The 12,962-nt window shown below is 63.6% G+C and carries 14 protein-coding genes; 6 read left to right on the top strand and 8 right to left on the bottom strand.

Features of this window, described 5'->3' with window-relative positions; all coding sequences use genetic code 11:
* Nucleotides 1-381: 381 nt before the first annotated feature.
* From alr to QX034_RS27705, 3 genes are all read right to left on the bottom strand, one after another.
* Nucleotides 382-1,575, bottom strand: a complete 1,194-nt coding sequence (gene alr / locus QX034_RS27695) for an alanine racemase (RefSeq protein ID WP_316196146.1) — start codon at nucleotides 1,573-1,575, stop codon at nucleotides 382-384.
* A 45-nt stretch (nucleotides 1,576-1,620) separates the two neighbouring features.
* Complete coding sequence (locus tag QX034_RS27700; RefSeq protein WP_315744440.1) at nucleotides 1,621-3,123, bottom strand: replicative DNA helicase; 1,503 nt, start codon at nucleotides 3,121-3,123, stop codon at nucleotides 1,621-1,623.
* 279 nt (nucleotides 3,124-3,402) lie between these two features.
* Nucleotides 3,403-3,525 (bottom strand): hypothetical protein, encoded by a 123-nt coding sequence (locus QX034_RS27705; protein WP_315704306.1) that lies wholly within the window; start codon nucleotides 3,523-3,525, stop codon nucleotides 3,403-3,405.
* A gap of 102 nt (nucleotides 3,526-3,627) precedes the next feature.
* On the opposite strand from QX034_RS27705, the gene QX034_RS27710 reads away from it, so the two are divergent.
* Entirely contained in the window at nucleotides 3,628-3,879 is a 252-nt protein-coding gene (locus tag QX034_RS27710; protein WP_316189335.1) for a hypothetical protein, read from the top strand.
* On the opposite strand, the gene QX034_RS27715 is transcribed toward QX034_RS27710, so the two are convergent.
* On the bottom strand, nucleotides 3,880-5,130 hold the full coding sequence (locus QX034_RS27715) for a cyclopropane-fatty-acyl-phospholipid synthase family protein (protein ID WP_316189334.1): 1,251 nt from the start codon (nucleotides 5,128-5,130) through the stop codon (nucleotides 3,880-3,882).
* Between the two features lie 422 nt (nucleotides 5,131-5,552).
* On the opposite strand from QX034_RS27715, the gene QX034_RS27720 reads away from it, so the two are divergent.
* Together QX034_RS27720 and QX034_RS27725 are read left to right on the top strand one after the other, a co-directional pair.
* On the top strand, nucleotides 5,553-6,464 hold the full coding sequence (locus tag QX034_RS27720) for a hypothetical protein (protein ID WP_315704214.1): 912 nt from the start codon (nucleotides 5,553-5,555) through the stop codon (nucleotides 6,462-6,464).
* A 267-nt stretch (nucleotides 6,465-6,731) separates the two neighbouring features.
* A protein-coding gene (locus QX034_RS27725) for an IS630 family transposase (RefSeq protein ID WP_315727984.1) occupies nucleotides 6,732-7,678 on the top strand; the annotation gives its coding sequence in 2 pieces (ribosomal slippage) (nucleotides 6,732-7,080 and nucleotides 7,080-7,678; 948 coding nt in all).
* Here QX034_RS27725 and rplI read toward each other — a convergent pair.
* The 4 genes from rplI to rpsF form a co-directional block, all read right to left on the bottom strand.
* Nucleotides 7,650-8,213 (bottom strand): 50S ribosomal protein L9, encoded by a 564-nt coding sequence (gene rplI / locus QX034_RS27730; protein WP_316196147.1) that lies wholly within the window; start codon nucleotides 8,211-8,213, stop codon nucleotides 7,650-7,652. The genes QX034_RS27725 and rplI overlap by 29 nt on opposite strands.
* A 42-nt stretch (nucleotides 8,214-8,255) precedes the next feature.
* On the bottom strand, nucleotides 8,256-9,239 hold the full coding sequence (locus QX034_RS27735; protein WP_315704212.1) for a DUF2232 domain-containing protein: 984 nt from the start codon (nucleotides 9,237-9,239) through the stop codon (nucleotides 8,256-8,258).
* Nucleotides 9,240-9,369: 130 nt separating this feature from the next.
* Nucleotides 9,370-9,609, bottom strand: a complete 240-nt coding sequence (gene rpsR / locus QX034_RS27740) for a 30S ribosomal protein S18 (protein ID WP_008963441.1) — start codon at nucleotides 9,607-9,609, stop codon at nucleotides 9,370-9,372.
* Between the two features lie 5 nt (nucleotides 9,610-9,614).
* Complete coding sequence (gene rpsF / locus QX034_RS27745; protein ID WP_315704211.1) at nucleotides 9,615-10,085, bottom strand: 30S ribosomal protein S6; 471 nt, start codon at nucleotides 10,083-10,085, stop codon at nucleotides 9,615-9,617.
* A 378-nt stretch (nucleotides 10,086-10,463) separates the two neighbouring features.
* Between rpsF and fabD the strand changes: the two genes are divergently transcribed.
* The 3 genes from fabD to QX034_RS27760 all read left to right on the top strand — a co-directional run bounded on the left by fabD (nucleotide 10,464) and on the right by QX034_RS27760 (nucleotide 12,865).
* Complete coding sequence (gene fabD, locus QX034_RS27750) at nucleotides 10,464-11,423, top strand: ACP S-malonyltransferase (protein WP_315704210.1); 960 nt, start codon at nucleotides 10,464-10,466, stop codon at nucleotides 11,421-11,423.
* A 37-nt stretch (nucleotides 11,424-11,460) separates the two neighbouring features.
* The gene (fabG, locus tag QX034_RS27755; protein ID WP_316167459.1) at nucleotides 11,461-12,198 is read left to right on the top strand and encodes a 3-oxoacyl-[acyl-carrier-protein] reductase; all 738 of its coding nucleotides are present in this window, start codon (nucleotides 11,461-11,463) and stop codon (nucleotides 12,196-12,198) included.
* 427 nt (nucleotides 12,199-12,625) lie between these two features.
* Complete coding sequence (locus tag QX034_RS27760; RefSeq protein WP_008969609.1) at nucleotides 12,626-12,865, top strand: acyl carrier protein; 240 nt, start codon at nucleotides 12,626-12,628, stop codon at nucleotides 12,863-12,865.
* Nucleotides 12,866-12,962: the final 97 nt, after the last annotated feature.

Genomic DNA, 12,962 nt, shown 5'->3' on the forward strand with positions numbered 1-12,962 from the left:
AACGGTCTTCGAGGCGTACGGTCAAGTCGCGCGGTCCTGATACTCCGACGCTAGTATCAAGTTCGCGACGAGGCTCTGCCTCGCGCGGATGACGGTGGCCAGAAAGCCCGGCGCACCGGGGAGAACGCGAAACAGCCGTTAAAACCGTCGCGCAGGGAAGGCCGGGATGTCTCGGCCGATCCTGTGGTGACTGCCGCCTGCTTTTTTGCTGCAGGCGGGCCATGGGGCGGCGAGCGCCCGGCCTTCCCTGCGCCCTCGCATTTGAAGAGGGACCTGAAGGATGCATCTCTCGGGCGCAAGGCGCCGCGAGATCGCGCAGCTATGCCCGGTGATGATGACAGGACGAATGGCAGCTTCAATCGGCAGGAGGACGTGATGTCCTCACGCGCCCTGCGCCGCATCCGGCTCACCCTTGTAGACGCGGGTGTAGCGCTTGCCGAGGCTGGTCAACACCTCATAGCCGATGGTGCCGAAATGATGCGCGAGTTCGTCGACCGTGATGCCCTCGCCGAGCAGGGTGGCCATATGGCCGCGCTTGATGGTTTTCGGCGGCACATCGGTGATGTCGGCCGCGATCAGGTCCATCGAGATGCGCCCGGCGATCGGGCAGCGCTTGCCGGCGATGATCACGTCGGCGCCGCGGGTGCCGTCGTTGGAGCCGGCGGCGCGGAAATAGCCGTCGGCATAACCCGCCGAGATCACCGCAATCCTGGTCGGACGGCGCGCGGTCCAGGTGCCGCCGTAGCCGACGGTGTCGCCGCGCTCGAGTTCGCGGAGTTGAACGATGCGGGCCTTGATGTCCGCGATCGGCTGCATCGGGTTGTCGGCTTCGGGCGTCGGGTTGACGCCGTAAAGCGCGGCGCCCGGCCGCACCAGATCGAACTGGAATTGTGCGCCGAGGAACGTGCCCGACGAATTGGCCAGCGAGGCCGGTACGCCGGTGAATTCACTGGCGATCTCACGGAAGGCGGCGAGCTGGCGTGCGTTGACAGGGGCGTGGAGCTGCTCGGCGGAGACGAGATGGCTCATCACCAGAGTGATGCCGTGGTCGCCGGCTCGGATCCGCGGCACGATGCTCTGCGCCTCGCCGATGGTGAGACCAAGCCGGTTCATGCCGGTGTCGATGTGGATGGCGGCGCCGCCGTTCCAGCCGGTGCGGCGGCAGAACATGTCCCACTCGGCGAGTTCATGAAGGTCGCCGATCACCGGCCGGCAATTGTATTTTGCGTACTCGTCGCCGGTGTTCTGGAAGAAGCCGTTGAGCACATAGAGCGCGGCCGCGTCGGGCAGCGCAGCGCGGGCAGCGCGCGCCTCCGACAGCGTGGCGACGAAGAAGGTCTTGCAGCCGGCGGCGGCAAGCGCGCGTGCGACTGGCGCCGTGCCGCAACCATAGGCATCGGCCTTGATCAGGCCGGCGCATTCCGCCGGCACCGCGGTCTTCTCCAGCTTGCGCCAGTTCGCCGCCAGCGCATCGAGATCGACGGTCAAAACGCCGGTGGCGCTGGGCGGCACGTGATCCGGTTCGAGCGCCGGCGCGTCCACGTCGCCGGCCGGTTTCGGGCTTGGAACTGTCATGTAGGGCTTTTACGCGCCGCAGCGTTCCCGTTCAACCGCGCAAGGTTAGTAATCGTGGCTGGGTGCCATGCCATCATGAGCGAGGTCACCGAACCGCGTGACCGAGGCGTCGAAGTGCAATTCAACCGTGCCGGTGGGGCCGTGACGTTGCTTGCCGATGATGACCTCGGCCTTGCCGAGAGCCAATTCCATTTCGGTCTGCCACTTGGCGTGTTCCTCGGTCCCCGGGCGCGGCTCCTTGGCGGCGAGATAATATTCTCCGCGGTAGACGAACAGCACGACGTCGGCGTCCTGCTCGATCGAGCCGGATTCACGCAGGTCGGAAAGTTGCGGGCGCTTGTCGTCGCGGTTCTCGACCTGGCGCGAGAGCTGCGACAGCGCGATGATGGGGACGTTGAGCTCCTTGGCCAGCGCCTTCAGGCTGGTGGTGATCTCGGTGATCTCCTGCACGCGGTTGTCGTTGCCGCGCTTGCCGGAGCCGCTCAAGAGCTGGATGTAGTCGATGACCAGCAGGTCGAGCCCCTTCTGCCGCTTCAGCCGCCGTGCGCGGGCCATCACCTGCGAAATGGAGATGCCGCCGGTCTCGTCGACATAGAAGGGCAGGGACTGCAGCTCGATCGAACATTCCCGCAGTTTCTCGAAATCCGCTTCGGTGATGCCGCCGCGACGGATCAGGCTCGACGGGATGCCGCTGCGTTCGGCGACGATACGGGTGGCGAGCTGCTCGCCGCTCATTTCGCAGGAGAAGAACCCGACCACGCCGCCATTCACGGCCTTCATGGAACCGTCGGGCTGCAGCTCGCCGCGATAGGCCTGCGCCACGTTGTAGGCGATGTTGGTGGCGAGCGAGGTCTTGCCCATGCCGGGACGGCCGGCCAGGATGATCAGGTCGGAGTGCTGCAGGCCGCCCATCTTGGCGTCGAGATCGCGCAGGCCGGTCGAGATGCCGGACAGCTTGCCGTCGCGCTGAAAGGCCTTGGCGGCCATGTCGATGGCGACCGTGAGCGCCTGGGAGAATTTCTGGAAGCCGCCATCATAGCGGCCGGATTCCGCCAGCTCGTACAGCCTGCGCTCGGCGTCCTCGATCTGGGTGCGCGGTGTAAAATCGACCGGCGCATCATAGGCGACGTTGACCATGTCCTCGCCGATGCCGATCAGGTCGCGGCGCAGCGACAGGTCGTAGATGGTGCGCCCATAATCCTGGGCGTTGATGATGGTGGTCGCTTCCGCCGCGAGCCGTGCCAGATACTGGCCGACCGTCATGCCGCCGATGTCGATATCCGCGGGCAGAAAGGTCTTGAGCGTCACGGGCGTGGCGATCTTGCCCATCCGGATCAGGCTGGAGGCCGTCTCGAAGATGGTCTGGTGGATCGGCTCGAAGAAATGCTTCGGCTCGAGGAAGTCGGAGACGCGGTAGAACGCGTCGTTATTGACCAGGATGGCGCCCAGGAGACCCTGCTCCGCTTCGATATTGTGCGGTGCGCTTCGATAGGTTGGCGCCGAGGCGTCGGGCGACAGTTTGAGAACGTTCGAATCAGTGGCGGCCATGACAGCGTGTTTAACAGCTTTCGAGGGGAGGCGATAAAGCGCCCGTCCTCACCGAAGCGAAAGCGAAAGCTCGCCGATATTCACCGCCGGGTAATAGCGGTGGATGAATCCGGCTTCGCCGGATGCCAAGCTTGACCGGAGCAGGCCGAGGTAAGTTCCGCGCAATGCAGGAGGCGTCACGAGTTTGGGAATTGGTCCCGCCGATCTGAACCGGGAACGTTTCGCCCCGACCAATGTTTGAAAGGTCTCGTTAACCTCGTGGCGGATCGTTCGGCCGGCTCAGACAAGCAGGAGATAGAGCAACGCGACGAGGGAAGCGCCCACGCCAGCTGCGATCAGCGCGTAATCGGTGCTGAAGTCGGTCTGGGGGTCCAGCATGGTCTGGTGCGTGTTCCGCGTCATTCCGCAGGCTTTACGGAAAGGCGCCGGCATTCTCTGTGAGCCAGTTCACACGGACCGGTATTTCTTTGGGAGCAGGGCGTTCCCGCGGGCAGGAGGCGGCAGATGAAGCGCCGATTTCGGAACTGGCGGTCGGAGCGGCAGAGCCGGAGCTGGCTGGCCCTGCTGGTGCGCACCTTCGATGACGTCGCGGAGTCCCGTGCCTCGGCCCAACCGGTCCCGACGCCGGAGGCGCTGCGGGCGCAACTGCTGCGCCCGCCGGCGGCAGCCAGGCTCGCCCGCGGTTCACTGCATCGGATTTTGGGTCGAACGAGCCCGCGAACTGCCGCACGCGGGACTTCCGGCAGGACGGTGTGACTATTCGCCGGCCATCTTGAGCACGGGGCGGCTGCCGCGCTCCCGCGCACGCAAGCGGGCCTCTTCATGCGGGATGTAATCGCGGGTTATCGGCACGACGTCCTGTCGCTTCGTGAGCTGGATCTGGAAGTTCATCATGTTCTGCTTGCGGAAGGCCATTTCCGATGCGGCCAGGTAAAATTCCCACATCCGCGCGAACCGCTCGTCATAGAGCTGCACCGCTTCTTCGCGCCGCGCCATGAAACGCTCCCGCCACGCCTTCAGCGTTTCGGCGTAATGAAGGCGGAGGATTTCGATGTCGCAGACCAGGAGCCCCGCGCGCTCGATCGCCGGCAGCACTTCCGACAATGCCGGGATATAGCCGCCGGGGAAGATGTATTTCGCGATCCACGGATTGGTGGCATCCGGTCCTTCGGAGCGGCCGATCGAATGCAGCACCATGACGCCATCGTCGGAGAGCAATTCGGCGCAGCGGCGGAAATAGGTCTCGTAGAAATCGACCCCGACATGTTCGAACATGCCGACCGAAGCGATGCGGTCGAACGGGCCGGGCACGTCGCGATAGTCCTGCAGGATGAAGCGGGCCCGGTCGCTCAGACTCTTCTCGGCCGCGCGGGCATTGGCCACCTGGACCTGCTCGGTCGACAGCGTCACACCGGTGACATCGACGCCGGCAGTCTCCGCAAGATACAGGCCGAGCCCGCCCCAGCCGCAGCCGATGTCGAGCACCCGGTCGCTCTTGTCGAGCAAGAGCTTCGCGGCGAGATGGCGCTTCTTGGCGAGCTGCGCGTCGTCGAGCGTCGTGTCCGGCGTCTCGAAATAGGCGCAGGAATATTGCTTATCGGCGTCGAGAAACAGCGAGTACAGCCGCCCGTCGAGATCGTAGTGATGCGCGACATTGGTACGGGAGCGGCCACGGAAGTTGAACTGCCCGAAGTGCCGGGTCAGATAGCGCAAGCACCACTGCAGTTTGGCCCAGCGCGGCAGCACGTCGGGCTGGTCCATCACGATCGCAAGCAGGTCGGCAATCGAGCCGCGCTCCATGACGAAGCTGCCGTCCATGTATATCTCGCCCAGCGCGAGCTCCGGGTTGGTGATCAACCTGCGTTGGGCTTGCCGGGTCAGAAACCGCGCAGCCACGGAGGCTTCTGCGGCATCGCCGCAGCGGAATCTGACGCCGTCCGCGGTCGTGAACTCGACCGAACCACGGCGGATGAAGCCCCTCAAGAGGCTACGCAACAAACGGTCCATCTACACCACCCAACGAGCTATCCCGTGAGATGCTGACTTTCCCGGCCGTCGCACTCGACGCGTTGGGAACCGATTGGTTCCCTTTCAACAGATTTTTATGATAGTAAGCTCCCAGTTCGGACGGTACTGCGTTGCAGACAAAGCGGATATTCCAAAAGTGACATTCGCCCGTACCGCATCTGCGCGCTTTCCTTCGCACGATATTGCGCTAAAAGGTGACGCCGCAAGCGCCGATGCGGCGCTCCGCGCTTATCGCTCCTCACGGCACGCGCATGTGAGGGATGAGGGATCGCCGGCAAAGACATGAATTTGAGGCGGTTTCGGATTTGATCTTCGCCATGATGGTGAGCGAAAGCACGGGCGCGACTATTCCCTTGAACGATCGCGAGGCGCGCGGTCGGGACCGCAGCTGGAGAACGAGAATGGTGGGCCGGGCGCTGGGTTTGGGCGCGGTGATGCTTACGCTCTGCATGGCAGGGCCGATACAGGCGCAGGAAAATCTCGAGGCTGGCAAGAGCCCGTCGCAGATCTTCGCCGGAACTTGCGTGGCTTGCCATAAGAGTCCGCGGGGCCTCGTGAAGAGCACTGCACCGGGATCGTTGCCGGGCTTCCTTCGTCAGCACTACACGACGAGTCCCGAGATGGCCGGCGTGCTCGCCAACTACCTGCTGTCGAACGGGGCAACCGACGCCCGCTACATGGGCAAAGGCAAGGACGGCAAGGAAGCAAAGCCGGATCCGAAACCGGAGTCTCGTTCGGAGACGGGACCGGGCGGCCCCGAACAAGCGCAACCTTCGCGGCGCGGGCGCCGACACCATCCGGCCGCCGCGTCGGAGGTGCGTGAAGCTGCTCCGGAATCCGAGGGAGCGGCTTCGCAAAACGAGCCGGCGCCGCGCAGCGGCCACCGCAAGCGCATGTCGCGGCATGGGGCTGCGACGCAGGCGGGGACCGATGCCGACGGTCAGCAGCCTGCGGCCGAACATCCCGCGGTCGAGGGCCGCAGGTCCGTCACCAAGCGGAAACACGGCAAGCCGTCCGGCGACGACGCTTCAAAGCCCGATGCATCGGCCGGGCAGCCGTCCGACGCTGCGCTGGAAGCTCCGAAGACGGAGCCGTCGCGGACTGAGAATACGGGGTCAGTGGATCGTGTGGAGACGCCGAAGGTTGAGGCGCCCGCGACCGAGAGCTCGAAGACAAGGGAGTCAGCCGTGCAGCCGGCCGATCCGGTGCCGCCGGCCGCTGCGCCGACGGTCACACAATCGATCCCGACTGCACCGCCGCCATCGAGCGCAGCGAGCGATCCGGCCGTCCCGTCATCGCCGGCCTCGCATTGAGGGCGTGGCCGTTGTCAGGCAAATATTAGCGATTACGCAGAACGTAAAAGAGCCCGGCCGTCGAGGCCGGGCTCTTGCTTTGACACGCTTTGAGAAAACTATGACGCGGACTCGCCAGCCGGGACAACATCCTCTTGCTGGGCTTCCGGATCGAAGAACTCGCCGGCGGCCGCTAGAGCGGTTTGCGATCGAGCTGAATCGAGAGGGATTCCCAAATTGGCTCTGGTCTGCTTCAAATTGCTTGCAGGCAAAGGAGGCAGGCAAGCGATGGCAGGCTCTTGCTCGGTCGATCTTCGGAAGCGGGTTGTCGCAGCGGTCAAGGGCGGCATGTCGCGGCGGCAGGCAGCGGCCCATTACCAGGTGAGCGCATCAAGTGCGATCCGGTGGGTCGCGCAGGGAGAGGAAACTGGCGATGTCGCGCCAAAGAAGCTGGGCGGCGATCAGCGTTCGAAGGCGATTGAGGCGCAGGCCGATGTCATTCTGGCGCTGGTTGCTGACAAGTCCGATATGACGCTGGAGGAATTGAAGATGGCCCTCGTGGCCAAAGGGCACAGCTTCAGCGTCTCTGCACTGCACCGCTTCTTCGCCCGTCGAAAAATCACGTTTAAAAAAAGACAGCGCACGCCGCCGAGCAAGAGCGGCCTGATGTCCTGAGCAAGCGGGAAGAGTGGGCGTGCAAGCAGACCGAATTGAGCGCCACCAAGCTTGTCTTCATCGACGAGACCTGGGCCTCGACCAATATGGCTCGGACCCGCGGTCGCGCCCCTCGCGGCGAGCGCCTGCGGGCTTCAATTCCACATGGTCATTGGAAGACGACGACCTTCGTCGCTGGCCTGCGTCAATCGGGAATGACGGCACCGATGGTGCTCGATGGCCCGATCAACGGCGAGGCTTTCCAAGCCTATGTCGATCATGTTCTCGTTCCCGAATTGCAGCAAGGCGACATCGTCGTGATGGACAATCTCAGCAGCCACAAAGGCGCGGGCGTACGAGCGGCGATAGAAGCCGCCGGAGCGCACTTGCTCTATCTTCCGCCCTACAGTCCGGACTTCAATCCCATCGAAAATGCCTTCTCCAAGCTCAAAGCGCTTCTCAGGGCGGCCGCAGAACGGACTGTTGATGGCCTATGGGACGCCATCGGGCGCTGCCTCGACTGCTTCAAACCAGCCGAATGCGCCAACTACTTCAAAGCTGCAGGATACGAACCAGCTTGATCGAAAAATGCTCTAGCGCTTCGGCCGCTGCATCGAGATCCTCCTGGCGCGTCGAGATGTCTTCACCGCGCTTGATCCGCTCGGCTTCGTCGGCGCTGCGAGCCACGATCACGGTGATCGATGCCTCGACTTCCGGGTGAACAGCGATCGTCACCTTCTGCAGACCGATCGCCTTGATCGGAGCGTCGAGCCAGACCTGCGGGCGGCTGACGGTGATGCCATCCGCGTCAAGCGCCACAACGATGTCGCGCACGGAGACCGAGCCGAACAGCTGGCCGGCTTCGGAGGCCTGGCGGATGATGATGATGTCGCGCCCGTCAATCTTCTCGGCGACTTTGCTCGCTTCCGACTTGGCCTTGATGTTGTTGGCCTCAAGCTCGGCCTTCATGCCCTCATACTTGGCTTTGTTCTCGGCCGTCGCACGAAGCGCCTTCTTGCGCTTCAAGAGGAAGTTGCGGGCAAAGCCGTCCTTCACCTTTACGATCTCGCCCATCTGGCCGAGCTTGGCGACGCGTTCCAACAAAATGACGTCCATCGGTATTCTCCTTGTCGTACTGTTCAGGTTCGAGGGTTGAAGTTAGGGGACTGGCAAAGGTGGCGGCCGGCGCTGCCAAAATCGCTGGCGTAGCCCAAATGCAAGATCGGCGAGGCCGAGCACGGCTAATGCGCAAAACAATATCGGCCAGATCGGTGTGAAGATGAGCGCGTAGATCAGGCCGAGCCAGAGCGGACGGGCGCTCCAGGTGAGCGACAGCGTATGGAGCACTGCAAGACCGGTCAGCGCATAGGCCGCCAGGAGCACCGACGTGACGATCGTTGCGATGATCGCGACCAGACCTCCGACAAAACTGAAGCCGATCGCCGCAAACAGTGCAGCGACCGTCAGCGGCGGCAAGGCGACGCTGCGGAGGTCGGGCCAGGGACGACGGAGCAGGCCGGAGGTCGCGGCGATCTTGGCGGCCAGCCATAGGTTCACGGTCAAAGTCGCCGTGGCAAAGATAGCGGCAAAGGCCGGCGCGACCTTGATCAGCGCATCGATCCATTGATCGGCATCTGCCGATATCGGCGAATCCGCCGCGCTTGCGACGCGCGAGAGCGCCCGGTGCAAGGTGCCGGTGATTGTCGCGGCGTCGCTGCCGAGTGTGAGCAGGGCGGCAAAAGTCGTCAGTGAAGCAACCCCGGCGATCCAAAGCAGGATGCGCTCGATCGGGTACCATTGAAAGGCGGCTGCAGCGTCTGCCGGCTGAAGTGGCGCCCCAGGGGCATGGTTGTCGGCCGGACGTCCGAGCAGGGCAAGATGGCCGAGCCACCACGCCGGCAACGCCACCGCGATGGAAAAAGCAATGCAGTAGGAGAAGCTGACCGCTGCGCCGAGGCAAGTCGCGGCCGCAATGCCGCCAATCGCGGCGTAAAGCGGGCCCCAGGCGATCGCCGCAACCATCAGGGGCAGCGGAGCCAGGCAATAGAGCACGAGCGAGATCAGCGCGCCCGAAATGATCGAGGCGAACATCAAGGCCGACGCAGCGCCGGCCGCAAGCGCAATGGCGAACAGTCCAATCATCAGCTGTCCCGCTCCTTTCGAGCGGTTAGAGGTCAGCTTGACCCCAACCATCGGCGACCGGACGATCCGGAAGCCTTATGAGCAAGTGAGATGCAGTCGGCAGCCTACGCGGCCGCCGACTGCAGACGTCTTAGCGAATGACGTAAGGCAGCAGACCGAGGAAGCGGGCGCGCTTGATCGCGCGCGCAAGCTCACGCTGCTTCTTGGCCGATACCGCGGTAATCCGGCTCGGCACGATCTTGCCGCGCTCGGACACATAACGCATCAGGAGCTTGGAATCCTTGTAATCGATCTTCGGCGCGTTGGGACCCGAGAACGGGCAGGTCTTGCGACGGCGGAAGAAGGGGCGACGTGCAGGAGCTTCAGCCATTGTTCTTACTCCTCGTCCGGAGTTTCTTCGTCACGGGGCCGGCGCGGGCCGCGATCGCCGCGGAAACCGCCACCATCGCGATCGCCGCGGAAGCCTCCGCCGTCACGATCGCCACGGAAACCGCCGCCACGGTCATCGCGCTCGCGATCGCGGTCAGCCTTGCGCATCATGGCCGACGGGCCTTCCTCGAGCTCTTCGACGCGGACGCTCAGATAGCGGAGGACGTCCTCGCTGATGCGCTCCTGGCGCTCGATCTCGGCGATCGCCGCTGACGGTGCGTCGATGTTGAGCAGGACGAAATGAGCCTTGCGGTTCTTGTTGATGCGGTAGGTGAGCGAGCGAACGCCCCAGTTCTCGGTCTTGGTGACCTTGCCGCCGAGTCCCTCGACGATGCCGGTCATTTGGGTCGTCAGTTCTTCCACCTGTTGGGTGCTCGCGTCCTGACGCGCGAGAAAGACATGCTCGTAAAGCGGCATGGATGTCCTTTCCAAGTTGGCGCGGAGCCCGGCGTCAAGCCCTTCGAGCCCTTCATGGAAAGGACTCGTAGACGTCAGCTCGGAAGGCGGAAACACGGGACGACGGGCCGACTGGCCCTGCCACATCAAAGTCGCCTGATCGAGGTGATTTTGCTGAGACCGTCCGTTCAGCTCCCGGCTCGGGACCCACGGATGGCGCGCTTATACCCATTTTCGGCCCGATGGCAAGGGAATCCTGCCTGATTCGGTGGGGGGAGAGCGGCTGAAACGTGACATGCGCTTGACATCCGCGCCTCCGGCGGTGTCTTTCCGGCCAAAGTCAGCGGATTCCAAATTTAGCGGATTCTAGGGATTTCGGAACGTTTCGAGGAGCGGCCGATGACGGCAGCATTTACTTTTCCGGGGCAGGGCTCTCAGTCGGTTGGCATGGGCAAGGCCCTTGCCGACAATTTCCCGGTGGCGCGTGCCCTGTTCGACGAAGTCGATGCCGCGCTGGGCGAGAAGCTGACTGCGATCATCTGGGATGGGCCGGCTGAGACCCTGCAATTGACGGAGAATGCGCAGCCGGCGTTGATGGCCGTGTCGCTCGCGGCATTGCGCGTCTTGGAAACGGAGGCGGGTTTTTCCGTTGGCCGGGATGCGGCGTTCGTTGCTGGGCATTCGCTCGGCGAATATTCGGCGCTGGCTGCGGCGGGCAGCCTGACGGTTGCCGACACGGCCCGGCTGTTGCGGACCCGTGGGTTGGCCATGCAGAAGGCGGTACCCGTCGGGGTGGGGGCGATGGCCGCGCTTTTGGGGTTGGAGTATGAAGTCGCCGTGGCCGTGGCCGCGGAGGCGGCGCAAGGCGAGGTCTGCCAAGCCGCCAATGATAACGGTGCGGGCCAGGTCGTGGTGTCGGGCAATAAGGCCGCCGTCGACCGCGCGGTGGAGATTGCCCGCGCCAGGGGGGCCAAACGCGCAATGCTCCTGCCGGTGTCCGCGCCGTTCCACTGCAAGTTGATGCAGCCGGCCGCCGAGGTCATGGCCGAAGCTCTTTCCAAGGTGACGATCCACAAGCCGGTTTCGCCGCTGGTTTCCAACGTCCTGGCGTCGCCCATCAGCGATCCCGACGAGATCCGGAGGCGCTTGGTCGAGCAAGTGACGGGGACGGTGCGCTGGCGCGAGTCGATCGCCTATATGTCCGCCCAGGGCGTCACCCGGTTCTTCGAGATCGGAGCCGGGAAGGTGCTGAGCGGCCTGGTCAAGCGTATTGCAGATGGGGCGGTTGGAATTGCTGTTGGGGGACCTGCCGACATCGCGACTGCGAAAGATGCTTTGATCGCCGCGACGGCGGCGTAAGTGCGGCCGCAACTGACGCGGCGTTGAGGAGAGTTGGATGTTCGATTTGAGTGGCAGGACCGCGCTGGTCACTGGGGCAACCGGGGGCATCGGAAACGCGATCGCCAAGGCGCTGCATGCGCAGGGCGCCACGGTTGCGATTTCCGGTACGCGGCGCGAGGTGCTGGAAACGCTGGCTGGCGAGCTCCGTGAGCGTGTTCATGTGCTGCCCTGCAACCTTTCGGACACTGCCGAGGTCGAGGCACTGGTCCCTGCTGCCGAGCAGGCCATGGGACAGCTCGATATCCTGGTGGCCAATGCCGGCATCACCCGCGACAACCTGTTCGTCCAACTCCGTGACGAAGACTGGGACGAGGTCATCAAGGTCAATCTGACTGCAACCTTTCGCCTGGCGCGCGCCGCCACCAAGCTGATGATGCGCAAGCGATTTGGCCGAATTATCGCGATCACCTCGATCGTGGGGGTGACCGGCAATCCCGGGCAGGGCAACTACAGCGCCTCCAAGGCGGGAATCATTGGCATGATCAAGACGCTCGGGGCCGAATACGCCAAGCGCGGCGTGACCGCCAACTGCATCGCCCCAGGCTTCATCAAGACGCCCATGACGGACGCGCTCAACGAGAAGCAGCGGGAAGCCATCCTGACCAAGGTTCCGGCCGCACGTCTCGGTACGCCCGAGGATATTGCTGCAGCTGCGGTCTATCTCGCCTCGAACGAGGGCGGCTACGTGACGGGGCAGACCATCCACGTCAATGGCGGAATGGCAATGATCTGAGCCGCCGGGCATCTGGATGGTCCCTGGGACGAATGCGGCGAAAAGACGTCCCAGGCCGTCCTGATAATGAAGGTTTTGTGGGTATGATAACCGAACCGCCAACGGAGGGACAAAGAACGCCATTGCAGGATTTCCAAACCCTGTATATTGGCGGGGCGAAGCTTGCCGTCGTTCGCCGGGCCTTCCGTCGGCTGGTGCGACCGATCTGAGGTCCCTCTGCGGGACCATCAATCGGAGGTGCACTGGATTTATGGAGTTTGTGGTGGTCCCGCTTCCGAAGTCTTGGTCCGCAGGGGTCGGCGGATTTCGGAAAGGGGCTCACTGCGGGGCACATCTGTTTTGCGCGATCGCGAAGGAAGTTTACCAGCCGGGATGACGCCATCATCCGGGGGTCGGATCTTAAGGGAACAAGCACGAGGTTTGGACGATGAGTGAGATTGGCGAGCGGGTAAAGAAGATCGTGGTCGAGCACCTCGGTGTTGAGCCCGACAAAGTGGTCGACAACGCGAGCTTCATTGACGATCTCGGCGCTGACAGCCTCGATACGGTCGAGCTTGTGATGGCTTTCGAAGAAGAATTCGGCTGCGAGATTCCGGACGACGCGGCGGAGACCATCCTGACCGTCGGCGACGCCACGAAGTTTCTGGAAAAGAACGCCAAGAGCTGACGCCTCGGCGATCTCAAGCGAAACCGGCCGGACCGTTGCATGCGGCCGACCGGTTTCTTGCTATTGGCGGGCTGCGCGATCCGGAAGCGGCGCAATT

The organism is Bradyrhizobium sp. SZCCHNR3119 (assembly GCF_032487775.1).
In the GTDB taxonomy this organism is placed as follows: domain Bacteria; phylum Pseudomonadota; class Alphaproteobacteria; order Rhizobiales; family Xanthobacteraceae; genus Bradyrhizobium.